The sequence below is a fragment of the Cystobacter fuscus genome, assembly GCF_044360685.1.
Taxonomy (GTDB): Bacteria; Myxococcota; Myxococcia; order Myxococcales; family Myxococcaceae; genus Cystobacter; species Cystobacter fuscus_C.
Window position 1 is genome coordinate 3,927,256 of the sequence record NZ_CP043491.1, and the last position, 24,177, is coordinate 3,951,432.

A 24,177-nucleotide genomic window follows, 5' to 3' on the forward strand; every position below is an offset into this window, starting at 1 on the left:
AGAAGGCCCGTCCTCGAACTCATGGGAGAAGGTTTAAGTCAATCGACTGATGAAGTCAACCGACTTAAATCACTGCCCGTCGACGAGGAGGGGAGCCGCGCCTCCTGGCCTGGGTTCGGGTGGGGGAGGGCGGACGTCAGGTTCCTCGGAAACCAGGCGTCCCGGCGCCCATGAGAACCGAACGCATCTTCATCCCCACCCGCTCCGCCCCCGACTCTCTCTGCTGGTGTGGCGACACGCTCGTCGACTGGGTCGCCGGGGGCCGCTCCTACGCGCTGGACGGACGCATCACCGAGTCCTCCGTGCTTTACAGCTACCGCTTCGACAGCGCGGTGATGTCCCAGGATGGCCAGTACGCCGTCCTCTACGAGAAGCTCGGGACGAAGGGGCTCCTGCTCCACCGGGGCCGGGTGCTCCGCGAGCTGAACCGCAGCTTCTACCACGCCGACACCTATGAGTACCCCGTCGCCCTGGTGACCCTGCCGAGCGGCCGCACGCTCCTGGCCCACTGCCCCGAGGAGTATTGCGAGCTGGAGCTCGAGGACGCCGAGACCGGGGAGCGGCTCACCCGGCGGGACAGCGAATCGCCTGACTTCTTCCACTCCCGGCTCCAGTTCAGCCGCGATGGGCGCTATCTGCTCAGCGCGGGGTGGATCTGGCATCCCGTGGACGCGGCGCAGGTCTTCGACGTGGCCCGTGCGCTCGAGCAGCCCCGGTCGTTGGACGAGCCCAAGGAGATGGAGCTGGGTGATTCGTTCGTGGAGATCCACTCGGCGGCCTTCGGTGAGCGGGACACGCTGGTCTTCGAGTGCTCGGGCCTGGAGGGTGAAGAGATTGCCCACCCGGATGGGCAGCCGAAGGGCTCGGTGGGACTCGCGGTGTACTCGCTCACCGAGCGTCGCGTCCTGTCCGTAGCCCCCTTGGAGAAGCCCGCGGGGACCCTGATGGTGGTGGGCGGGTACGCGGTCGGCTTCTACGAGCATCCCAAGCTTTTCGAGCTGACGACCGGACGCATCCTGGAGCAATGGCCTGAATTCCATACAGGCTGCCAGGGCAGCAGCATCATCCACCACCTGCCGCCCTCGCCGCCGTTCGCGCTGGACCCTGCCGGCCACCGCTTCGCCGTGGCGACGGACAAGGGGATCGAGGTGGTCCGCATCCTGACGGAGTGACGTTTCTCCCGGACCCGGGTGGCGTGCGGTTGGTGCAACAGCCACGCCACGGTGCTCCCCGCGACACCGCGCTGAAGTGGGCCTTCGCGGCGTCCTTCACCTCGGCGCGCAATAGCTGACAGCGCCTCCCTCCCAGACTGTTGTTTGAAGACATTCCGGTGGACAGCGGGCCCTTCAACGACGCTCCGAGCCGTCGTGAGGCGCGGACTCCTGCCGCCCGATGTCCTGAGCATCACAGTGGACCAGCAACCGGAGGTACGGCCTCCAGGCCAATTGCGCCTGTGACATGCCGTCCATATTTCCTGCTGCGTTGGCTCATGTGTCCAAAAAGCTCCTGTTTTTACAGAATTACAAACCATACCTTCTAGAAACACCTCATCCCTGGCCCGGCCGAGCCTGCCTGCCTGCTCTGCCCCTATGGGAGTGCCGCGTCATCCTCAGGCAATCCTGACTACCTGGATTGAGCCGTCTTTAAAGACAAACAAGGATATGTCTGTATTTCTTTGCTCTGTCCCGTGAATGCCTGAGCCGGGAATTCTCATTCCACGGTTTCAGGGCCTCAGCGTACCAGGAGAACATCGTATGATACGTCACACTGCCCTGGCCCTCACCCTGTGTGTGGTTGGTCATGCACAGGCACAGGGGCTCTCCAGCGAGAATGCCGCTCAGGCCCAGCAGGTGGGGCATGCCGTCCATTCTCTCGCGGCCACGACCGCGACCGAGCCCGACGCCATCCGCTTCCTCGAGCAGGCCACCTTCGGCCCGCGGCGCGCCAATGGAGCAAGCCCGCCGCCCAGCGATAGCGTGGAGCAGGTGATGAGTGTGGGCGTCTCCCAGGCCATCACCGAGCAGCTCGCCGCTCCCCGCTCCGTGTTCGACGGGACGACCGCGACCGTGGATCTCGGCTCTCAATTCTTTTACAACGCCGTCATGGGCAAGGATCAGCTCCGGCAGCGCGTGACCTTCGCGCTCAGCCAGATCCTCGTCGTCTCGGAGAGTGTCATCCGCGACAACACGACCACTCCCGAACTGGAGCCCAAGCTGGCGCTGGCGGATTACCTCAACCTGCTCTCCGCGAACGCCTTTGGTAACTACCGCACCTTGCTCGATGCGGTTACCCGCAACCCCGCCATGGGCACCTATCTCAACATGGCGAACAACCTGGCGTTCGATTGGGCTGGCCGGCCCGTCCCGCTGAACGAGAACTTCGCCCGGGAGCTGCTCCAACTCTTCACGCTCGGGCTGGACAAGTTGAACGAGGACGGCACTCCCGTGCTCGACGCCAATGGCGTGCCCATCCCCGCGTACACCGAGGCACAGGTCCAGGCGTTCGCGCGAACCTTCTCCGGGTGGACCTACGCCAGCGCCGCGGGCTGCCCGACCAAGGGCCACAACAACACCATCAGCTATGCCCAGCCGCTGATGGCCTGCGATGTGAATCACGACTCTTCCGCGCAGACCCTCCTTCGGGGCGCGGTGACGACCGCGGGAGCCAGCGCCACGGTGCACCTCCAGCAGGCGCTCGACAACATCTTCGCCGACCCGAACCTGCCTCCGTTCGTCAGCAAGCAGCTCATCCAGCACCTCGTCACCAGCAATCCCAGCCCCGCGTACGTCCAGCGGGTGGTGGCTGTTTTCAAGAACAATGGCAGCGGCGTGCGCGGCGACCTGGGCGCGGTGGTCCGCGCCATCCTCGAGGACCCCGAGGCCCGCGGTGACAAGGCTCCGGCGCAGCTCAACGCCACCTACGGCCGGCTCCGTCCACCCGTGCTGTTCATCACCTCACTCGTCCGGGGGTTGAATGGCACGCTCGATGCCACGGGGTCCAAGAACCCGGGAGGCAGGCTCAATACCTATAGCCGCACGCTCGGGCAGGACGTGCCCAGGCCGCCCTCGGTCTTCAGCTACTACTCGCCCCAGACGCCGCTGCCTGGCGGCAACGGGCTCGTCGGCCCCGAGTTCGGTGTCCTGGATACCGCGACGGCCGCCGCTCGCGCCAACTTCGTGTACGACCTCGTCTACAACAACTTGTCGAGCGCGGGGATCGTGATTGATTTCACCACGCTGCCCGTGAATCCCAACGACCTGGTGGCCTGGCTCGGCCGATATTGGATTCATGGCGAGATGTCCTCGGAGCTGAGCACCGCGCTCCTGCAGGCCATGAACGATTCCCGCGCTGGCAGCAACACCCGCAAGCAGCAATTGGCCATCTATCTCACGTCGCTCTCTCCCGAGTTCCAGATCCAGAGGTAATTCCATGAAAACCTCGCGCCGCCAGTTCCTCCGCGCCACGGGCCTGCTCACGGCCGCCGCCACTCTTCCCCGCTGGTTGGGTGAAGCGAATGCCGCCTCGGCCACCGGCTACTCCGGCTACCGCGCCGCCATCTGTGTCAGCCTTCTGGGTGGCAATGACTCCAACAACCTGCTCGTGCCCAAGGCGGAGACGCCCTATGCCCAGTACCAGGCGGCCCGGCCGAACATTGGCATCAAGCAGGCGGATTTGTTGACCATCAACCCGCTGGGCTTCGCCGCTGGCGCCTATGGGCTGCATCCCTCGCTCCCGAAGATCCAGGCGCTCTTCGAGCAGGGGCAGGCCGCCCTGGTGTGCAACGTGGGGCCGCTCGTGCTGCCGATGCGCAAGTCGGACTACGCCGCGGGCACGGTGGTGCGGCCGGACAACCTGTTCTCCCACGAGGACCAGCAGGCGGCCTGGGCGAGCGGTATCGCCAACCCCTCCAACGTCATCCTTCCCCTGTCGCTCATCGGCAAGTCGACCGGATGGGGCGGCCGGACCGCGGACAAGCTCCACGGTCTGAATGCCGGGGAGTATCCGGAGGTGACCTCGTTCATCAGTGGCCGGGTGCTCTTCGCCGAGGGCGCCACCCGGCGTCCGCTGATGGTGCCCGCCAACGGCGTCTTCAGTGTCAAGGAGACGACCGATGCCACCTTCAACGCCCTCCAGCAGGAGTCGCTCGCCCGGGTGCTGGCCATCAACAACGGCATCACCATGCAAGCGTCTTACGGTGGAGCGTTCACCCTGGCGCAGTCCTTCGCCAGCTCGCGCGCCGCCGCGCGGGAGGCTGCCTGGAACCGGCTCCCCCAAGCGACGCGCCAGGCGATCGACGCCTTGTTCGTCGCCCCCGGCGACAGCGGGGGTTGGTCGTTGCACACCCAGCTCTACCAGGTCCTCCGGGATCTCGTGGCGGGGTCGACCCCGGTGGCCAATGGCGGTCTGGGCCTCAAGCGCCAGCTCTTCACGGTGGCGATCGGCGGCTTCGACACCCACATCGGGCAGGACACGGCCCAGGCCTCGCTGTTCCGGCAGCTCGACTTCGCACTCGATGCCTTCTACCGGGCGCTCCTGCTGGTCCAGGGGGCGTTCGGCACCAACCCGCCGCAGGCCACGCTCTTCACGATGAGCGACTTCAGCCGCACCCTCGTGGAGAACTCCAACCGGGGAACGGACCATGGCTGGGGCAGCCACGCCATCGTCCTCGGGGATCGCGTCGCCGGACGCCGGCTCTACGGCACCTTCCCCAACCTGGACCTGTCGAACAACGCGGCGAACAACCTCGACACCGTCGACGAGAAGGGCCGCTGGATTCCCACGTTGTCCGTGGACCAGTACGCCCACTCCATCGCTCAGTGGATGGGCCTGTCGACCACCGAGGAGCGCGACTACGTGTTCCCCAACATCAAGGACTACCTCGCCTCGGCGGCCGAGAGGGGGTTCCCCGCCGCCGCGCAGAGCGCCACGATCGGGTTCATGATGGCGGACGGATAGAAAAATCGCTGCCCGAGTGGAGAAGCCGCTGTTTGGCGGGCCCATCCGGGCCCAGGGTGGAGTCGAACCACTCGCCTTTCGGCGATACCAGAGCGTGTGGGGCCTCTCCGGCCGGGCAGCTTCCCCAAGGACGCGGGGGCACGAAGCTTCCTGACCGCCGATTTTCGTTCCCCCTGCGTCAGCGCTCCAGAGGGCTGGAGACCAGGGCGGTGACGTCGCGGAAGGCCCCCTGGCACGGGGCCACGTCGGACGCGAGGTAGTGGGCCACCTGGCCGGGCGCCAGCGCGAGAATGGCCGAGGAGCGGGTGCCATAGCCCGGCGTGTGGATGCACAGCGCCTGGCATTGGCGGAAGAACTCCTTCAGCTCCGGATGGCCGTCTTCCTCCGGCAGCGGGTCCGGCCCATGCTCTGGGAGCACGTGGTCCGCCAGCAGCGCCTGGAGGGACTTCGCCAGCTCCGGCCAGGGCTGGTGGGCGAGGCGCTCGGCCAGGGCCCGGGCGTGTGGCACCTTGGGGAGCGACGGGGAGTCGAGCACGTCGTTGGACAGCACGTGGATGCCCGGGGGCACGTCTTCCAGGCGGACCCGCTCCGCGTCTGGACGGGCATAGGCCACCCGGAGCCGCCGCGCGTCCCCATAGAGGAGGTTGAAGGGGCGGAACCGCCGGGCATCCAGGCCCGCCAGGTAGTCCTCGACGCCCTCCTGGCTCCCGGCCCGCAGGGCGTTCAGGACGACCTCCCCCCTTGTGTAGGGCGAGGGCATGAGGTTGGCCGAGCCCCGCTGGTTCGTCAGACCCACGAAAAAGCCGTGCTCCGTCACCCCCATCCACGTCCCCAGCCGCTCCAGGTCCCGGCCACCGATGACCCGGGGGGAGGGGAGGAGCACCTGGGGCCCCTCGGCGGGGCGGTCGTAGCGCTCGTCCCGGTTGGCGGCCAGCAGGAGCGGCCACTCGGGGTGGACGTGGCGGAAGGCGAGGAGGGTACACATCGTGGAACCGATAACAGCTCGCGGGCGCCCGCGCACTCCGGGCCGCCTCCTGCTTCTTCCCGATGACCCGGACCCTGCGAGCGGCTAATGTCCGCCGCCCTTCAGGAGAACCCATGGCGCAGAGAATCCTCGTCACCAGCGCGCTGCCGTACGCCAATGGCCCCATCCACATCGGCCACCTCGTCGAGTACGTCCAGACCGACATCTATGTCCGCTTCCTGCGCTCCAGCGGCAAGGACGTCGTCTACTTCTGCGCGGACGACACCCACGGCACCCCCATCGAGATCAACGCCGCCAAGCAGGGGCTCAAGCCCGAGGAGTTCATCGGCCGGTGGTATGACGCGCACCAGGCGGACTTCCGCGACTTCGGCGTGAGCGTCGACTACTTCCACTCGACGAACTCGCCCGAGAACAAGCACTACGCCGAGCTCATCTACGGCAAGCTCAAGGAGCACGGCGACATCGAGAAGCGCGACATCGAGCAGGCCTACTGCGAGACCGACAAGCGCTTCCTGCCCGACCGCTTCATCAAGGGCACCTGCCCCAACTGCAAGGCCACCGAGCAGTACGGCGACGCCTGCGAGAAGTGCGGCAAGGCCTACGCGCCCACGGATCTCATCGAGCCCAAGTGCGCGCTGTGCGGCACGCCGCCCGTGCGCCGCAACTCCTCGCACCTGTTCTTCAAGCTGTCGCGTCACGCGGACTTCCTCCAGCAGACGCTGCGCAGCGAGGGCTTCATCAACCCCGGCCTCGCCACCCAGCTCCAGGGCTTCTTCGAGAAGGGCCTGGCCGACTGGGACATCAGCCGCGACGGGCCCTACTTCGGCTTCAACATCCCGGGCGAGACGGACAAGTACTTCTACGTGTGGCTGGACGCGCCCATCGGGTACATCGCCACCACGGAGAAGTGGGCCAAGAGCACGGGCAAGGCCCAGAGCGCGCTGGACTTCTGGTCCGAGGGCAGTGACACGCGCATCATCCACTTCATCGGCAAGGACATCGTCTACTTCCACGCGCTCTTCTGGCCCGCGGTGCTCAAGGTGGCCGGCCTCAAGCGGCCCGATGCCATCAAGGCCCACGGCCACCTCACGGTGAACGGCGAGAAGATGTCCAAGAGCCGCGGCACGCTCATCCCCGCGCGCTCCTACCTGGAGCACCTGGATCCGAGCTACCTGCGCTACTTCTACGCGGCCAACCTCGGCCCGGGCGTCGAGGACCTGGACCTGAGCCTCAAGGACTTCCGCCTCCGGGTGAACGGAGAGCTGGTCAACAACATCGGCAACCTCGCCAACCGCAGCCTGTCCATGCTCGCGGGCGCCGCGCTGGACAAGCGGCTGGCTCCCGCGACGAAGGAGGGCCCCGGCCGCGCCCTGGTCGAGGCCGCGCTCGCCCGCGTCCCCGAGGTGCGCGAGGCCTACGAGAAGCTCGAGTTCCGCAACGCCATCCGCGTCATCACCGAGATCTCCCAGTCCGCCAACGGCTTCCTCCAGACGGCGGCCCCCTGGGTCAAGGTGAAGACGGACCCCGAGGCCGCTCGCGCCGACCTGAGCGACGCCGCCGAGGTGGCCTACCTGCTGGGCGCGCTGCTCACGCCGGTGATTCCTCGCGTGACGGAGAAGCTCTTCGCCCAGCTCAACGCGCCGCCGCTCACCTTCGAGGCGCTCGCCACCGCGCGCTACCCGCTGCTCGACCGCGCCCGCCCCGTGGGCACCCCCGAGCCGCTCATGCCGCGGCTGGAGGAGGAGCGCGTCAACGCCATCCTCGGCGGCGCGCCCGCCCCCGCCGAGCCCGCCCCGGAGACGAAGAAGGGCGGCAAGGCCGAGAAGAAGGCCGCCGAGCCCAAGCCGGCCGAGGCCAAGGCGCCCGAGACGAAGCCCGCCGAGGCCGCGCCCGGGGAGATTGAAATCACCGACTTCGCCAAGGTGGTGCTCAAGGTGGGCCACATCCTGGCCGCCGAGCGCGTGCCCAAGGCGGACAAGCTGCTCAAGCTGACGGTGGACCTCGGGGAAGGGCAGCCGCGCACCATTTGTTCTGGCATCGCCGAGGCCTTCCAACCCGAGCAGGTCCAGGGCCGCAAGGTGGTGGTGGTGGCCAACCTCAAGCCGCGCATGCTGCGGGGCATCGAGTCGCGCGGGATGATTCTCACCGCGGGCTCCGGGGGCAAGGACCTGTCGTTGCTGGACCCGGGCGACATGCCGCCGGGCTCCGAGGTGAAGTGAGCGTGATGGACTGGCGGGCCGAACGAGACCGGGCCCTCTTCTCCCTCGAGCACGACAGGGATCCGCGCCTGCGTGCCGAGGCGGCGGAGCTGCTCTTCCACCTCGCGGCCGAGGAGGGCTCGCGCGCGCCCGAGCTGGCCTCCGTCCTTCCCCGCCTGCTCGCGGACAAGCAGGTGGCGGTGCGCCGCACCGGCGTGGGCATGGCCACCGCCGTGCTCCCCGCCGACGAGCTGCCGGGCTTCCTCGCCGCCCGAGCCTCCGACGAGGAGAGCCTCGTGCGTCTGGAGGCCGCCGGGCGGATGGCCGACCTCGTCCGGGCGGACTGCCGCGGCTCCCTGGCCCGCTTCCTGGAGGATTCCTCCTTCGAGGTCCGCTTCGAGGCCGCGCGCGGCATGGCCTCGCTCCAGCACCCCGCCGGGCTCGAGGTGCTCATCCAGGCCCTGGACAAGGAGTTGCTGCGCTTTCGCGCGCTCGGGGCGCTCGCCGAGCTGGGCGACGCGCGCGCCCTGCCCGCGGTGAAAGCGCTGTTCCACCGGCTGCTGTTGCCCGCGTTCGATCGCACCCAGGCGGCGGGGGTACTCGCGCGGCTGGGCGACCCCGAGGGCTCGGCGTGGTTGCTCAAGCGCAGCGAGCGGCGGCGGTGGAACTGGGCCCAGGACCGGGCCCTCGCCGTGGAGCTGTGTGGCGAGGTGAAGGCCCCGGGCGCCTTGGAGCGGCTGCACGCCATCGTCGTGGATCCCCGCGACAAGTGCCGGGGCGCGGCGGCGCGGGGCCTCGGCCGGCTGGGGGATGCGCGCGCCCTGCCGTGGCTGCTCGCGCTGCTCGATGAACCCGGAGTGCCCGAGGACTTCCGGCTCGATGCCGCCGAGGGCTTGTGGTTGCTCGCCGTTCCCGAGGGCCGGGCGCGGGTGCGCGCGGCGCTGCCCGCGTTCTCCGCCGAGGCCCGTACCGAGCTCACCGAGCTCATCCAGGAGATGCCATGAAGCTCGTGGATTCGCACTGCCACTTCGATCGTTCCGACGCCGAGCGGGTGAACGCCGCGCTGGAGCGCGCCCGGGCCGCGGGCCTGGTGCATGCCGTCATCGTCGGCCAGTTCCAGGGGCCGGGAGACTGGGGCGCGGCGCTGGAGATCGCCGCCGCCCACCCGGACTTCTTCACGCCCACGCTCGGCATCCACCCGCATGACGCGGCGAAGGCCACCGAGGCGGACTTCGAGCACCTGGCGCGCACCTGTGCCCGGCCGGAGCTCAAGGCGGTGGGGGAGGCGGGGCTGGACTACTACTACGACCACTCGCCCCGGGAGGTGCAGGCCCAGGTGTTCCGCTGGCAGTGCTCCCTGGCGCGCGAGCTGGGCAAGCCGCTCGTGGTGCATGTGCGCGACGCGCACGAGGACTGCGAGGCCATCCTCAAGGAGGAGGGCGTGCGGCAGGGCGTCATCCACTGCTTCACCGGGGACACGGAGGCGGCGCGGCGCTACCTGGAGCTGGGCTTCCTGCTGTCACTGTCGGGCGTCGTCACCTACAAGAAGACCGAGGCGCTCCAGGACGCCGTGCGCTTCGCGCCGCTGGATCGGCTGATGGTGGAGACGGACAGCCCGTACCTGGCGCCGGTGCCCTACCGGGGCAAGAAGAACGAGCCCTCGTACGTGGTCGAGACGGCGAAGAAGGTGGCCGAGCTCAAGGGCGTCTCCGTGGAGCAGGTGGCCGAGGTGACGACGGCCAACGCGGCCACGCTGTTCGGCTTCCGCGTGTGATTCATCTGGGTAGGGCTGGAGCCAGGAAAATGCGTCAGGCCTGGCGCTGTGCATGGACGTGAAGGCGGAGGATGACCGCCGCTCACGTGGATGACGAGGAGATGGGGTCGCCCCAGCGACTCATCCCCGCGTTGATGGGATGAGCATCCGGGCAGTCCTCGGTTTGAAGCCGGGCTTTGCGCACGATGGTGCAGCCGCACAGCCCGCAGAGCGGCTGTTCCTGGTTTCCCGTCATCTGGTACAGGAGACGTTCGCTGGGTCTTCTCAGGTGCGGACATCGCAGGCATGCATCGAGCCGCTGCGCGAAGGCCTCGGGACCCACCCTCCGGAAGCCCCCGAGCCCCCAACGAACCAGGGCTTGAGTGGCGCGCACGAACAGGATGGCGGAAGGAGGACCCGCCTCTTCTGGCGGATGCCGGCCTGCCTCCTCCAGCCACGCGTCCAAGGCCGCTGCATCGTCACGTCGGGCCATCAACGCATTCATGAAAAGTGGATCGCTGGCCGCCCGGAGCAGAAGCGATTCTGGCATGTCCTTGGGTTGATGGAGTGCCTCTCGGAGGGCCGCTCCAAAATCCGCCAGGGCTTCGTCCAGATTGCGTTCCGGACGCTGTCCATCGTTCATCGTGCTCATTTGCTTGCCTCGCCTGGAGGGCCTCTCCCCACATGGGGAACACACGTCGGACGTTTGGATCTACACGGGGAGGGCTTCTCGAGAAGCCCTTCCCCAGGGGATACAGCGCTACGCTGTCGTGTAGTCGTACGACTTGTTCTGGCACGAGTCGGTGTTGGTGCCGTTGGAACTGTACTGGATCGTGTAGCTGTTGGAGTTCAGGATGATGGTCACGGCGGTGTCTCCACTGTCGATGCTGCAGTAGCAGTTGAACTGGTAGAAATCGCCACCCATCACGAATTGACCACCATAATAGTCCTTGTGGCCAGAGTAGGTCGTCACCGTGCCCACCGGAACCGAAATGCCATCCGGGATGTTCTGGAACACCTGGGCGTTGGTGTTGTCATTGCAGTAGTGGGCGATGCTGACGGAGTTGATGTTTTGACCGGTCTTGTTCTGGACCTGCACGTCGAACTGGAAGGACATGGGAGCGACCTCTGCTGAGTACAACGAGTGAGATGAATGGACTACGTCCAGGGTGCACTGTGCTTGCCTGATGACTGGGGACTCGCCATCCAGGTGTCGATGGTTTTGGCAGATTCACCGTGGACGGGATGTGACGGCATTCACTTCGTGGGAGTGAGTTCCATCACACCTCTGGTCGTGAGATGTGGCGATGCAATGGATGCAGGTCGTCCAGGGGGGATGCCAACATGTCGTCGCCGGGCGCCGTGAAACCGTCCAGGCACTTGAGCAGCTCCGGCCCGGGCAGCTCGTCCCTGCCTCCAGGCACTACCCGCGCGGGCCCGTTGTGCTAGATTTACGCTTACGGCGTTCGTTTCCCGGGCACTTGTGTAGGCTCCGCGCACAGGCGATCGCCTGACACCCGCGATGATGCGAGGGCCGCGCTCGAGGCCCGGGTCCAGTCGCTTGGGGGGAGTGCGCACATGTGCTGTTTGCAGTGCAACCAGGAGAGTCCCGAGGGCGCGAAGTTCTGCTCGGGGTGCGGCACCCCGCTGGCCGCCCTGTGTGGGGACTGTGGCGCCCCCAATCAGCTGGACGCCAGGTTCTGTGGCCAGTGTTCCGCTCCGCTCGGCGCGAAGCCGTCCCCCATCGCCGCTTCCGCTCCCGAGGCGGAGCGCCGGCAACTCACCGTGCTGTTCTGTGATCTGGTGGGCTCCACGGCGCTCTCCGAACGGCTGGATCCCGAGGAGCTGCGTGAAGTGGTGCGCGCCTATCAGGAGTGCGGTGCCAGGGTGATTGCCCGCCACGACGGCCACATCGCCCAGTACCTGGGGGATGGACTGCTCGTCTACTTTGGCTATCCGGTGGCCCACGAGGACGATGGGCTGCGTGCTGTCCGCGCCGGCCTGGAACTCCTCCAGGCGGTGGCCGCGCTGGACGCCCGGGGCCAACGGCTTCAGGTGCGCATTGGCATCCACACCGGCCTGGTGGTGGTGGGCGAGGTGGGCGGCGGGAAGTTCCGCGAACAGTTGGCGCTCGGGGAAACCCCCAATCTGGCGGCGCGTGTGCAGTCCAAGGCCGAGCCGGAGACCCTGGTCATCAGCGCCGCCACCAGCCGCCTGGTGCGTGGTTTCTTCGCCCTGGAGGATCTGGGCGAGCACGGACTCAAGGGACTGTCTCGCGCGACCCGGCTCTACCGGGTGTTGAACGAGACGGGCGCGAGGAGCCGCATGGACGCGGCCACCGCGGATGGGTTCACCCCCTTCGTCGGCCGCGAGCACGAACTGGAGGTGCTCGTCGGACACTGGGCTCGCGCCGTCTCGGGAAGCGGTCAGGTGGTCTGCATCCGGGGCGAGCCGGGTATCGGCAAGTCGCGCCTGCTCCAGATGCTGGGCAGCAGGCTTCCGGAAGGCGAGCACTTCCTGCTCGAGTGCCGCTGCCTGCCCTACTACCAGAACAGCGCCCTGTACCCGGTGATGGAGCTGTTCGAGCGGCAGCTCGAGCTGCGCAGACTGCCCTCGCCCGTGGAGAAGCTCGCCCGGCTGCGGGAGTTCCTCGCCGGGTACGGACTCGGCTCCCCGGAGGCGCTGGGGCTGATGGCCTCGCTCCTGTCCCTTCCGCTCGCGGCGAATCCGGTGCTGGAGATTCCGGCCCAGAAGAAGCGCCATCGCACCCTGGAGCTTCTGGGCGCGCTGCTCTGCGGGTTCGCCGAGCAGCACCCGTTGGTCTTCGTGCTGGAGGACCTGCACTGGGCGGATCCCTCGACGCTGGAGCTGACGCAGCTCCTGGTCGACCGTGCGTCCTCGGAACGCCTGCTGTGCCTGTTCACCACCCGCCCCGGATTTCATGTGGACTGGGCCGCGGTGCCACACCTGCATGAGCTGGAGCTGCCCCCGCTGAAGCCAGGTGAAGCGGCCGTGATGGTGGCCCACGTCACGGGCAACAAGTCCCTGCCCGCTGAACTGGAGCGCCAGGTGCTGGCGCGCAGCGAGGGCACCCCGTTGTTCGTGGAGGAGCTGACCAAGGCCATCCTGGAGGCGGGGGTGCTGCGTGAGCGGGAGAACCGGTATGAACTGGCCGGGCGTGTTCCCGATGGCCTCATCCCAGTCTCCGTGCACGACTCGCTGATGGCGAGGATCGACCGCTTGGGCCCGAGCAAGCCGCTGGCCCAGCTCGCGGCCACCCTGGGGCGCGAGTTCCGCTACGAAGTGCTCAAGGCGGTGGCCGGCAAGGAAGACGAGGTGCTCCAGGGGCACTTGTCCAAGCTGCTGGAGAGCGAGCTGGTGTACCAGCAGGGGGCCGTGTCCGAGGCCGTCTTCGTCTTCAAGCACGCGCTCATCCGGGATGCCGCCTACGAGTCGCTGTTGCGCAAGACCCGGAAGCAGTACCACGAGCAGATCGCCCGGACGCTTCAGCACGAGTTCCCGGAGGTGGCCGATACCCAGCCGGAGCTCATGGCGAGCCATTATGAGGGCGCGGAACTGCCGCGGGACGCCCTCCGCGAATGGGAGAAGGCGGGCCAGCGCGCCATGGTGCGTGGGGCCAACCGCGAGGCCATCGCCCACCTGCGGCGCGCGCTCACGTTGCTGGAGCAGCTTCCGGAGGAGAAGGCGCGGCTCGAGCTGGAGCTGCCCATGCAACTGGAGCTCGCGGCGGCGCTGATGGCGATCGATGGTTGGGCCTCGCCCGTGGTGGAAGCGGCATCCTGCCGCGCTCGTGACCTCTGCTATGTCCTGGGCGATCAGGAGCGGTTGCTGCCCGCGTTGTGGTGTCTGTGGACGTTCCATTTCATCGGGGGCCATCTGGAGCCCGCGTTGGAAACGGCACGGCAGGTCATGGATCTCGCATGGGGCTCGAAGCAGGGCTTGCCAAGGCTCCTCGCGCACTACGCCATGGGCCAGACGCACCTGTTCCGTGGCGAGTTCCTCGATGCGCGCTGGCATGGTGAACAGGGCCTGTTGCTCTTCGAGCTCGAGCAGGAGCGCCTCATCACCGGACGGTTCCAGCTCTCCCCGACGATGAACTGCCAGTACACCCTGGCGGCGAGCCTGTGGATGCTTGGCTACCGGGACCAGGCAGAGCGGGTACTGGAGGAGATGTTCACCCTGGCTCGGACCCTGGGGCACGTGCCCAGCATCGCCAGCGCCATGGGCCCCAGCCTCATGCTGCGCCACTACCAGCAAGACGTCGAAAGCACCTGGCGCACAGCGCAGGAGTTGTTCGTCCTTTCGAATGAACAGGGCTTTCGGCTCTGGGAGGCGGTCTCATTCACGTACCGCGCCTGGGCTCACTCCAGACGGGGGGACTCGAGGACCGGCATCACCGAGTTGCGGCAGGGCATCCAGCGCTTCCGAGACATTGGTGGGGGACTCGCCCTCACGGGGATGTTCGTCATGCTGGGCGAGGTGTTGATGCTGGCGGGCCAGTACGAGGAAGCGCTCGCGGCGCTGGCCGAGGGGATGAGTAACGCCACCACTCGGGGCGAGCATCTGTGCGAACCCGAGCTTCACCGCCTGCGGGGCGAGGTCCTGAGAAGGATGGACCGGACGTCGCGGGACGCGGCACGAGGGAGCTTCCAGCAGGCCATCCGGCTCGCGCGGCATCAGCGTGCCTGGTCACTCGAACTGCGCGCGGTGTTGAGCCTGAGCAAGATGCTCGACGAGGACGGTCAGCAGGTCGAGGCCGTCGAATTGCTGCGGGACATCTACAGCGGGTTCACCGAGGGCTTGAACACCCCGGACCTGTGCGAGGCACGAGCCCTCCTCGAGAAACTCCGCCGCCAGGCGGGCTGACCGAGGCCAGCGAGCCCGGAGCGTAGCGGAAGTCGGCCTGTGGGGCCCGGCTCAATCCAGGAAGCGGCGCTCCCAGCGGCGAAGCTCTTCGGGGACCTCTTCGTTCGGCAGATAGCGTCGTTGATAGAGGAAGGGCTCCAGGACGCGCGCCAGTTCCCGGTAGGCGGGGAGCGTGCGTCCCTCCTCGAGGTCACCGGCGTCAGGATGGGCGCCGAGGGTGACGACGGCCCGCCCCTCCTCCATTTCCTGAACGGTGATGTCTGGCGAGTGCAAGCGGACTCGGAGGCCCGCGATGCCCCCCAATGCGTCCAGCACGGGAGGGCCCAGGAAGTTCAGCCAATGTACACCGTCGACCCTCGTTCCAATGTCCAGGGTGGGAAGGGCAGAACGCGCGATGTCCATGCCTGGATACCGGTTCGCTCTCGCGCGGGACACCTTCTCCAGAGACAGGAGGTCGCTCTGGGCATGAAGGGAGAGGCCTGCATGCCCAGAGCAGAAAGGAAAGCACGACGCCATTTCCATCACGAGTTCACGCACTTGCGCGAAGCCGCGCTCTTTCAGGTACTCCGTGGGCAGCCAGCAAGACATCGCCGAGACCCATGTCGAAGTGTCTCTGATGAAGGGGAGGGGAGTAAACGAGCTGCCATGGTAGATGAAGCGATAGCGGGCTTGGACGGCCGAGGTGTCTGCCAGCTCAATATGGGCTTGGGTGGGATGTCGAAGCTCATCTCGGATGTGCTTCCAGGCGGTGGAATCGAGATTTTGCCAGTACCCGTCCAGGTCTGCGTACAAGCCAAGCGCACCGGGCTCCACCGCGTTCAGATAAAGTTCGAGCGAGCGCAGGGCCCCTTTCACTATCTGCGCGTGAGAGTGCCGTGTATAGAGTGTAATGCTGAATCCGTCTCGAAGGACCAGTAGTCCCTTCTCTGAATAGATGCGAATATGGGGCCAGGGCTCGCTACTCATGAATGACTCCCAAGCGTGGCATGACACGTGTGGGCTTGATGGAGAAAGCCCATTCGTATACGGTCCCCTGATCCAGTCCCGAGTATGGGTGGGTTGGTGGGTAACGAGGCCAATTGGGTATCTCATCGATATTCATACATGGGAATTTGAAGTCATAGACGGCCTGCGCACGGAGCGGATCTCCCTGATGAATCACGACATCGGGTTTGACTGAGCCCTTCAACTCACCCGAATTGCCCGACTCATCCAGTGCCTGCTCCTCCTCGCGGCTCACCTGTTTCCAGCGATTCTGACGCGAGTCGTAGCGGTAGCGTGGTTCCAGACTGAATCCTCCCGGACGCAGTTTGCTCAGTCGCTCCTCCACGCACTCGAGCGCCTCTTCATGCATCTCCGTTCCCAACTGCATGGCCCATGTCATCCCCTTGCTTCTCGCGTTCTTCGCCCATTGCTTGCACTCGTCGGCAGTGGGGGTCAAACTGGCGAAGTCCCCCTCGTGCCGGAGAAGGACTTCCGAACGGGCGATGTCCGCGCATTCTGACAACGTGCGCTCGATGTCGTTTCTCGTCGGAACATCGAGCGCTACTTTCAGGACGGCCGTCGCCGAAGCGATTTCCTTGCCGTAGAGGGCGACGCACCCCGAGAGGCTGTGCCGACAGGCCGCCGAGGGCGAGTCGAAGCTGTAGCGGAAGGAATCGCTCCTGCCCGGTGACATCGCACACGCCGGGAGGAGAACGACGAGAGCCCACGCGGCGGCCCTGTTCGAATTGTCTGTGCTTCGCGATTCGCGTTTATTGTTCACACCGTGGGCACGTACACCGAGGTCCTGCGAGGGACAATGCGCTGGGCCAGGGACTCGAGTTCCAGATCCAACTGGGGCACGTCCAGGAGCAGCGAGTCCGGATCGTAGCGGAAGTCGGCCTGGGTGAAGCCCAGCAGCGTCTGCAGGGCCGGCTCGCCGCTCTGTCCCGCCGCGGAGGCGAAGACGACCCGGCCCTTTTCCAGGTGCAGGAAGCCTTCATGGGCGTGGTACTTGAGGTGGAGCCGCCCCGACTTCTTGCCCCCGCCCAGGCACTTGAACAGCTCCGGTCCGGGCAGCTCGTCCATGCCTCCGCGCACCACCCGCGCGGGCCCGTTGTGCCGAATGCGATCCTCGTACAGCGTCTTCAGCGTCCGGGCCGCCTCGGTCAGCGCCGTGGGGGGCAGCACCGCCGTCGCCCCGCACATCATCAACCGCTCGCGCAGGCCCGGGTCCGGATCCCCGAGCACCACCAGGGGCAGGCCCGCGTGCTCCGCCGAGGCGCGCACCGCCTGCAGCAGGGCCACCACCTCGTCGATGCCGAACTTCAGCCCCACCACCAGCACGTCGCACTCCTGATGCACCAGCGCGTCGTACGCCCCGTCCAGCAGCGACAGCGCATACGCCACCAGTCCCTGCTTCTGCACGGCCTCGAGCAGCCCCGTCCGCGTGCCCTGCTCGGGCTCCACGATGAAGATCTGCCGGCCGTCGTTGACGAGCCTCTGCCGCAGCAACTCGCCGCTCTGCACCTGCGTGACGATGTTCGCCACCAATGGATCGTACAGCTTCCCGGCGTTCTCCTTCAGGTGCTCGATCGCCTTGGCCTTGCTGTGCAGCTTGCCGAGGGCATTGGCCGGGTTCTTCGTCAGCTCCAGGTAGCTGTCCACCGCCGCGAGGATTCGCGCGCCCAGGGTGATGTCGTCGCCCTTGGCGCCCTGGGGCGTGCCCGAGCCGTCATAGGCCTCGTAGAGCTGCGCGAGCATGGTGTTCACCTGCACCGGCAGGTTCACCGTCTCGAAGATCTTGGTGGGGACCCGGCAGTAGCGCTTCGCCTCGGCCATCCACTCGGGATTGACCGCGTTGCTCGCCAGGCAGAAATGCCGCTCGGCGGGCTTGCCCAGGTCATGCAGCAGGCCGGCGATGCTCACCGCCGTCACGTCCTTGGGCGCCATGCCCAGGCGTCTGGCCACCACCGCAGCCTGGCGCGCGAGCTGCGCCGAGTGCCCCCGGTGGTGCTTGTGATCGCGCTCCATCATCGACACCAGGAGGTTCAAGGTCTCGATGTAGTCGCCGTCCGACACGGTGCCGCGCGAGGCCAGGAGCGCATCCCCCCGGGTGCCCGCGCGCGTCTGCGTGCCCGGACGCTGCAGCCGGTTGCGGGTCTCCGAGTCGAGCCGGAGCTGGAGGCTCGCCTTGGGCGCCGTCCCGGTGGTGCTCTCGAAGGCGGAGGCCATGGCGTTGACGTCCGCGCGCATGTGGCCGCCCAGCTCCAGCGACGCGAAGGCCGTGGGGTCTCCGTAGTAGTGCTTGCGGATGGCCGCGGCGATGGAGCTGCGCAGGCCCACGTACGCGTAGACCTCGGACATGCCCGTCACCAGGGCGATCTCGTCCATCAACTTCTTGTTCTGCGGCTCGGCCGCCACCACCGACAGGAGCTTGCGCTCCGGATCGATGGCCAGCGGAAGCACGTTCTGCGCCTCCGCCAGCCGCACGGGCACCTTGTCCAGCACCTCGGTGGCGATGCGCGCCTTGGCCAGCTTCTCCGCCGAGACGAAGCGGGTCTGGAACTCGGCCGCCAGGAATCGCAGCAACCCCGATTCCTGGAGCAGGCCGATCTCCACCAGACAATCCCCCAGCCGGTGGCCGGTGATCTTCTGGTGCTCCAGCGCCTTCTGGATGGACTCGCTCGTGACAAGGCCCGCTTCGACGAGCCGTTCACCCAGTCGCTTCGGCATGGGTCAACCTTCCGTGGTGTCCGAGCCTTCCTCGGACTTGGGCTCCGCCTTCGGCGCCGTCAGCACGCTGAAGGGCTTGAACGTCAGCTCCTTGGGCACGTTCACCGGCTCGCGCGGCGGCTTGGGCTCGCGCGCCTCCCGATGCTCACGCGGCTCCCGAGCCTCCTTGCCCTCGCGCGGCTCGCGCGGCGGACGGGGCTCGCGCGGCGGCTTGGGCGGACGCTCGGCGCGCTCGGGACGCTCGGCGCGCTCGGCACGGGCCTCCGCCGGAGCACCGTCGCCCGAGGGCGCGCCCGCGGACTTCTCCGGCCGCTCCCGGTTCTTCTTCTCCTTGTTCTTGCGGCGGCCTCCGCCCTCCACGGGCGCCCGGCCCCGCGAGGTGGGCGCCGGACCCTTCCAGAGCGAGCGGTTGTAGGAGCGGAGGTTCTCCGTCCACCGATCGTGGGGGTCGCGCTGCATGGCGTCCGTCCAGGCGGCGATGCGTGCGTCGAGCGCGGTGAGCGAGTGGATGATCTGCGCCTCGAGCGTCACGGGGGCCCGGGGCGAGCCGCTCTCCACCTGGCCGAACTGGGCGATGACGAGGTGGGTGAGGTGCTGCTCGAGCAGCGCCGGGAAGTGGGGGATGCCGAGCGTCTTCTCGCGGATCTTCTGCGCCGTGAGCACCAGGTGGCCCACGAGCCGGCCCTCGTCGGTGGGCTCGCCGCCCGCGGACGTCTCCGCCACCCGCATCACATCATGGAGCAGGGCGCCGGCGAGCAGCAGATCGCGGTCCGCCATGGGGTAGTGGTCGGCCACGCGCAGGACGAGCCGCAGCACCGACAGGAGGTGATCGGCCAGGCCCCCGCGGTAGGAGTGGTGCACGCCCTTGGCGGCGGGCGCGTGCGGCAGGGCCGCGGCGACCTGGGCGTCGTCCAGGAAGGCCAGCAGCAGCGCCTTCACGTGGGCGTCGTTCACGCGCTCGGTGATGAGCTCGCGGATCTGCCCCACGGCGCGAGCGCCTCCGGGGCCCTCGCCACCCTTGGCGGGAGCGGACTCTTCGCGCCGGGCGGCGGCCGGCTCGTCCTTGCGGGGCTCGTCGCGCTTGGGCGCGGCGGCCTCCTCGGGGGCGGCGGCGGCCGGGGCGGGGGGAGCGGGTGGGGGCTCGAATTCCTTGGGATCGAGCGGCTCGGGATCCAGCTTCTCGAGCGCCTCGATGACGACCTGCGTCTTGCCATGGAAGGCGATGACGTGGCCGTGCACGAGCGCGTAGTCGCCCGCGGAGAAGGTGGGCTCGAGGGCGTCGACCTTGTCGAAGACGCGCGCGTCGATCTCACCGCTCTTGTCGGTGAGCACGAGCGAGAGGAACACCTTGCCACTGCGCGCGGTGACGCGGTTCTTCTGCGCCACGCGGAAGACGGTGTGGACGGGGTCCTTCTCGCGGAGATCCTTCGCGTACACCTTGCGCACCGTTTCCACGGAGGCCTCGGAGGCGGAGGAGGAGGAGGGGTCTGACTGATTATTGTCGGTCGTCATGATCTCGGCGCGGCACACTACCACCACCCGGGCGGATAGGATGCGCTCCATGTCCTTTCTTCCCGCTGTGTCGCTTCTGGTTCTGCTCTCGGGCGCCAATGAACCGGCCTGGAGGCAGGTGGCGCGAGACGATGGCATCACCGTGATGGCCCGGACGCCCGCGGGCAGCTCCGTCGCCGAGGTGAAGGCCACCGCCCTGGTGGATGCCCCGGCCGACGCGGTGTGGCGAGTCATCCGCGACTACGCGAACTACAAGAAGACCATGCCCTATACCGAGGAGAGCCGGGTGCTGTCCTCGGAACAGGACGGCAAGGTGACGGTCTTCTATTGCCTGGTGAATGCGCCGATGGTGGCCAGGCGCGACTTCGTCATCCGCATCCTCGACGAATCGGACTGGAAGGAGGGCCAGGGATACATGAAGGCCACCTGGACGGCGCTCGGGCAGGACGCCCCACCCGAGCGCGAGGGGGTCGTCCGGGTGAAGCTCGACACGGGCTCCTGGCTGCTGGAGCCGCGCGAGGAGGGCAAGAAGACCTTCGTCACGTACTACCTGCACACGGACCCGGGCGGTTCCCTGCCCGGGTGGGTGGCCGACAAGGCCAACAAGACGTCCGTGCCGGACGTGCTGCGCGCCGTGCGCAAGTACGCCACGGCGCGTTAGGGCATCAGCTTGCCTCGAGCGCGATACCCGAGAGGTAGTCGGTGGCCGAGAAGCCCACCAGGGTGGGGTGATCCGGCGGCAGGCCGAAGCGGGCGATGCGGAAGCTGCGGCGCTCCTCCTGCTCGCACGCCTCGGCCACCAGGTTGTCGAAGCCGCCCATGGGCAGGGGCGGGTGGTAGCCGATGACGAGGATGACGCCGCCGTGGCGGGTGGCGCGCAGGCCTAGGCGCACCTGTTCGACGAAGGTCTCCGAGGAGGTCGCATCGGGGGTGTCCAGCAGCACCAGATCGAAGGTGTCCTGCACGCCGTGGAGCACGTCGAGCGCGTCGCCGCGCTCCACCTGGAGCCGGCCCAAGAGGCCATTGGCCTCGCCGTTCTCGCGCGCCAGGTCCGCGGTGTCCGCGTCGCTGTCGAAGGCGAGGATGGAGCGGGCGCCATGGCGTCCGGCGTGCACGAACAGCCCGCCCACGTGGCAGCTTGGATCCAACACCCGCGCGCCCTGGGAGAGCCGGGCCAGGAAGCGGCGCAGCTCGCGCTGGTCATACGGGTAGCCCACGCCCGAGCCGTATTGCAGATCCACCGTGAAGCGGGCGCCCAGCTCCAGCACGCGCGTCCAGCGGGGAGGGGTGCCGTGCAGCACGTGGGGGCGCTGCGCGGGCAGGCCCAGTTGCCGGCGCCGCGGCGTGTCGTTGCGCAGGAGCACGGACTCCGCGCCGCTCACCTCGACGAGGGCGCGGGTGATTTCCTGCAGCCGGGCGTCCATGGCGCGCGTGAGCGTCTGGACGACGAGGTGTCGGTCATACCGGTCCACGATGAGTCCGGGCAGCGCGTCCCCATCGTCGTTGACGACGCGGCAGAAGCGCGGATCGTCCACGGTGAGCGCGCGGCGCTCGAAGGCGTGGCGCACGTGACGGGGAATGAGGCCCTCGGCGGTCTCGTCGGCATAGCCCAGGCGGCGCACCGCGTAGGACGCCTCGAGGTCCACGTCCGCCAGGCCGAGCAGTTGTCCCTGCTCGTCCCGGAGCTGGACGGCTTCGCCCAGGGCGGGCGTCCCCTCGATGGAGACGATGTCCTCCCGGCGAACCCAGGGGGCTCCATGCTTCAGCCTGCGTGCCGCTTCTCGGGACAGATAGGTATTGACCAAGTTCGTCCTCCCCTCGGCGTCGGCCGAATGACGCGCTCCGAATGTTCCGTACTGGAAGGAACATGCGTTGGCAGGAGGACGATTTCGGTCTCGGGCACCAAACGCCGCGCTGGAGGGAAGGGGAGCTGGCGGGGCGGAGCGCTCGTCTGGACGGCCGCTCAGCCTCAGGGAGTGCCCGGCCGCTTGAAGGCCTGCCGGGTGAGCTGGGTGAGGATCACGCTGGTCACCAGCGCCAGGGCGATCCCTACTCCCCGCCGGGTCCAGGACTCGCTGAAGAGGAGCTTCAGCGAGAAGAGTCCCAGGACCACGGCGGAGACCACCGCGCCGAGCCGGAGGCGGGCCGCGTTGCCCTGGAGGGGCGCGGGCCGGGCCCGGGCCAGCTCGGGGATCTTCGAGGCCTTGCGCCAGAGGGTCTGTCCCTCCTCGCGCACCTCGTCATCGGGGCCCACGAGGCCCTGCATGTACGCCAACTCCACCTCCCTGAAAGAGAGGTAGTCCAGCTCTCCGTCCGGCGTACGTACGTGGTAGCGCATCGAGCCCTCCCGGGTTGAGTCAGGCCAGTTCGGCCGCAATCTGCTCAGCCACGCGCAGTCCATCAATGGCCGAGGAAACGATGCCTCCAGCGTAGCCGCAGCCCTCGCCCGCGGGGTAGAGGCCGCGCATGGAGACGGACTGCATGTCCTCGCCGCGGGTGATGCGCACGGGCGAGCTCGTGCGGCTCTCGATGCCGATGAGCTTGCCCTCGTCGCTCACGAAGCCGCGCATCTTGCGGTCGAACGCCTTGAGCGCCTGTTTGAGCGACTGCGTGAGGCGCTCGGGGAAGAGGCGGTTGAGGTCCGTGTGCGCCAGGCCCGGCCGGTAGCTGGTGCCGCCCGGATCCTTCTTCACGCGGCCCGCGAGGTAGTCGGGGATGGTCTGCGCGGGGGCGAAGAACTTGCCCTCGCCCAGCTCGTACGCCTTGGACTCCCAGTGCCGCTGGAACTCCAGGCCCGCGAGCGGACCGCGGAAGCCCTCGCGCTCGAAGTCCTCCACGGACACCGTCACGACGATGCCCGCGTTGGCGTACTTCGCGTTGCGGCGCGAGTTGCTCATGCCGTTGGTGCACTGCAGCCCGTCCTGGGTGGGCGTGGGCACCACGATGCCGCCCGGGCACATGCAGAAGGAGTAGATGCCGCGCACCTCTCCGTTCACGTCCAGGTTCTCCGCGAGCTTGTAGTCGGCCGGGGGCAGCTTCGGGTTCTTCGCCGCGCTGCCATACTGGATGGAGTTGATGAGCCCCTGGGGGTGCTCCGCCCGGAAGCCGAGCGCGAAGGGCTTGGGCTCGATGACCACGCGCCCGTCGGCGGCGAAGCGCTCGTAGAGCTCGCGCGCCGAGTTGCCCGGGGCGAGCACCACCCGGTCGCTCTCCAGCACGCGTCCGTCCGCCAGCCGCACGCCCGTCACCCGTCCGTCGCGGTCGAGCACCTCCTCCACCTTGTGCTCGAAGAGCACCTGGCTGCCGCCGGCGATGAGCTCCTCGCGGATGCGCGCCACCGCGCCGGGCAACAGGTCCGAGCCGATGTGCGGCTTGCCCTCGATGAGGATGTGGTCCGGCGCGCCGCAGCGGGCGAACGTCTCGATGACCTTGCGCACGTGGGGGTGGTTGATGCGCGTGGACAGCTTGCCGTCCGTGTACGCGCCCGCGCCGCCCTCGCCGAAGTTCATGTTGCTCTCCGGGTCCAACGTCCCGTCGCGCATGAGCTTCGCCACGTCCTTGCGCCGCGCCACGACCTCCCGGCCCCGCTCGATGAGGATGGTGCGCACGCCGCGCTCCAGCAGCGACAGGGCACAGAAGAGGCCCGCGGGGCCGGTGCCGATGATGAGCGGCAGGCGCTCGGGCTCCTTCACGCGCGCGGGCGGCTCGGGCGGAGGCGGCGTCTCCCCCACGTCCGGCGGCAGCCGCGGTGGCACCCGGCCCGGAGAGAGTTCCACCTCCAGCGTATAGATATAGCGGGGGCTGCCTTTCTTGCGCGCATCGAGCACCGCGCGCACCACGCGCACGGACTGGAGATCGCCTCGCGTCACCCCGAGCTTCTCGGCCGCACGCTGGCCCAGCAGCTCCTCCGGCTCGTCCAACCACAACCCAATGTTGTTCACCCGATAAGCCATGCGACGCTCTTCTCCTCAGCCGACGACGGGCGCGTATGTGCGCCACCCGGTGCCTGGAATGCAAGCCAGCGAACAACGGAGTTTCCCAAAGGTGCGAACCGGGTGACGCACTCCGCCGTGCTGCATCCCCGCGCGCGCCGCGAAAGTGCGAAGGCCCGTTCGCAGGCGAGGGGCCGTGTGCCACCCCCGGGCTCTTCATAACTCCTTGGAGTGCAT

18 protein-coding genes are annotated in these 24,177 nt (G+C 67.8%); 8 read left to right on the top strand and 10 right to left on the bottom strand.

Going from position 1 to position 24,177, the window contains the following annotated elements; genetic code table 11:
* Positions 1 to 170 precede the first annotated feature (170 nt).
* The 3 genes from F0U63_RS16155 to F0U63_RS16165 all read left to right on the top strand — a co-directional run bounded on the left by F0U63_RS16155 (position 171) and on the right by F0U63_RS16165 (position 4,956).
* Entirely contained in the window at positions 171 to 1,172 is a 1,002-nt protein-coding gene (locus F0U63_RS16155) for a hypothetical protein (RefSeq protein ID WP_395846812.1), read from the top strand.
* A gap of 582 nt (positions 1,173 to 1,754) precedes the next feature.
* A complete protein-coding gene (locus F0U63_RS16160; protein ID WP_395846813.1) occupies positions 1,755 to 3,425 on the top strand; it encodes a DUF1800 family protein in 1,671 nt (556 codons plus the stop codon).
* 4 nt (positions 3,426 to 3,429) lie between these two features.
* Positions 3,430 to 4,956 (top strand): DUF1501 domain-containing protein, encoded by a 1,527-nt coding sequence (locus F0U63_RS16165; protein ID WP_395846814.1) that lies wholly within the window; start codon positions 3,430 to 3,432, stop codon positions 4,954 to 4,956.
* A 178-nt stretch (positions 4,957 to 5,134) separates the two neighbouring features.
* On the opposite strand, the gene F0U63_RS16170 is transcribed toward F0U63_RS16165, so the two are convergent.
* Entirely contained in the window at positions 5,135 to 5,941 is an 807-nt protein-coding gene (locus tag F0U63_RS16170) for an NRDE family protein (protein ID WP_395846815.1), read from the bottom strand.
* A gap of 113 nt (positions 5,942 to 6,054) precedes the next feature.
* On the opposite strand from F0U63_RS16170, the gene metG reads away from it, so the two are divergent.
* From metG to F0U63_RS16185, 3 genes are read left to right on the top strand one after another with little or no spacing between them, the layout of a single operon-like run.
* The gene (metG, locus tag F0U63_RS16175; RefSeq protein WP_395846816.1) at positions 6,055 to 8,160 is read left to right on the top strand and encodes a methionine--tRNA ligase; all 2,106 of its coding nucleotides are present in this window, start codon (positions 6,055 to 6,057) and stop codon (positions 8,158 to 8,160) included.
* Between the two features lie 2 nt (positions 8,161 to 8,162).
* Complete coding sequence (locus F0U63_RS16180) at positions 8,163 to 9,143, top strand: HEAT repeat domain-containing protein (protein WP_395846817.1); 981 nt, start codon at positions 8,163 to 8,165, stop codon at positions 9,141 to 9,143.
* Positions 9,140 to 9,913 (top strand): TatD family hydrolase, encoded by a 774-nt coding sequence (locus F0U63_RS16185; protein WP_395846818.1) that lies wholly within the window; start codon positions 9,140 to 9,142, stop codon positions 9,911 to 9,913. Before F0U63_RS16180 ends, F0U63_RS16185 begins: the two co-directional genes overlap by 4 nt.
* Positions 9,914 to 9,995: 82 nt before the next feature.
* Here F0U63_RS16185 and F0U63_RS16190 read toward each other — a convergent pair whose 3' ends face one another.
* Positions 9,996 to 10,544: a hypothetical protein gene (locus F0U63_RS16190; protein WP_395846819.1), complete on the bottom strand. Its 549-nt coding sequence runs from the start codon at positions 10,542 to 10,544 to the stop codon at positions 9,996 to 9,998.
* Between the two features lie 108 nt (positions 10,545 to 10,652).
* Positions 10,653 to 11,033 (bottom strand): hypothetical protein, encoded by a 381-nt coding sequence (locus F0U63_RS16195; RefSeq protein WP_395846820.1) that lies wholly within the window; start codon positions 11,031 to 11,033, stop codon positions 10,653 to 10,655.
* A gap of 437 nt (positions 11,034 to 11,470) precedes the next feature.
* On the opposite strand from F0U63_RS16195, the gene F0U63_RS16200 reads away from it, so the two are divergent.
* Positions 11,471 to 14,779: an AAA family ATPase gene (locus tag F0U63_RS16200; protein WP_395846821.1), complete on the top strand. Its 3,309-nt coding sequence runs from the start codon at positions 11,471 to 11,473 to the stop codon at positions 14,777 to 14,779.
* A gap of 51 nt (positions 14,780 to 14,830) precedes the next feature.
* Here F0U63_RS16200 and F0U63_RS16205 read toward each other — a convergent pair whose 3' ends face one another.
* The 4 genes from F0U63_RS16205 to F0U63_RS16220 all read right to left on the bottom strand — a co-directional run bounded on the left by F0U63_RS16205 (position 14,831) and on the right by F0U63_RS16220 (position 20,008).
* Positions 14,831 to 15,745 (bottom strand): type VI immunity family protein, encoded by a 915-nt coding sequence (locus tag F0U63_RS16205; RefSeq protein ID WP_395846822.1) that lies wholly within the window; start codon positions 15,743 to 15,745, stop codon positions 14,831 to 14,833.
* The gene (locus F0U63_RS16210) at positions 15,738 to 16,457 is read right to left on the bottom strand and encodes a hypothetical protein (protein ID WP_395846823.1); all 720 of its coding nucleotides are present in this window, start codon (positions 16,455 to 16,457) and stop codon (positions 15,738 to 15,740) included. The genes F0U63_RS16205 and F0U63_RS16210 overlap by 8 nt, the downstream gene beginning before the upstream one ends.
* Positions 16,458 to 16,540: 83 nt before the next feature.
* Complete coding sequence (locus tag F0U63_RS16215; RefSeq protein WP_395846824.1) at positions 16,541 to 18,496, bottom strand: HD domain-containing phosphohydrolase; 1,956 nt, start codon at positions 18,494 to 18,496, stop codon at positions 16,541 to 16,543.
* Positions 18,497 to 18,499: 3 nt separating this feature from the next.
* Entirely contained in the window at positions 18,500 to 20,008 is a 1,509-nt protein-coding gene (locus F0U63_RS16220; RefSeq protein ID WP_395848372.1) for an HD domain-containing protein, read from the bottom strand.
* A 49-nt stretch (positions 20,009 to 20,057) separates the two neighbouring features.
* Between F0U63_RS16220 and F0U63_RS16225 the strand changes: the two genes are divergently transcribed.
* The gene (locus F0U63_RS16225) at positions 20,058 to 20,669 is read left to right on the top strand and encodes an START domain-containing protein (protein WP_395846825.1); all 612 of its coding nucleotides are present in this window, start codon (positions 20,058 to 20,060) and stop codon (positions 20,667 to 20,669) included.
* A 4-nt stretch (positions 20,670 to 20,673) separates the two neighbouring features.
* Here F0U63_RS16225 and F0U63_RS16230 read toward each other — a convergent pair whose 3' ends face one another.
* From F0U63_RS16230 to F0U63_RS16240, 3 genes are all read right to left on the bottom strand, one after another.
* Positions 20,674 to 21,813: a class I SAM-dependent rRNA methyltransferase gene (locus tag F0U63_RS16230; RefSeq protein WP_395846826.1), complete on the bottom strand. Its 1,140-nt coding sequence runs from the start codon at positions 21,811 to 21,813 to the stop codon at positions 20,674 to 20,676.
* 164 nt (positions 21,814 to 21,977) lie between these two features.
* Positions 21,978 to 22,346 carry a hypothetical protein gene (locus tag F0U63_RS16235; RefSeq protein ID WP_395846827.1) on the bottom strand — a complete coding sequence of 123 codons (369 nt, stop codon included), beginning with the start codon at positions 22,344 to 22,346 and terminating at the stop codon, positions 21,978 to 21,980.
* Positions 22,347 to 22,365: 19 nt separating this feature from the next.
* A complete protein-coding gene (locus F0U63_RS16240) occupies positions 22,366 to 23,961 on the bottom strand; it encodes an NAD(P)/FAD-dependent oxidoreductase (protein ID WP_395846828.1) in 1,596 nt (531 codons plus the stop codon).
* Between the last annotated feature and the right edge of the window lie 216 nt (positions 23,962 to 24,177).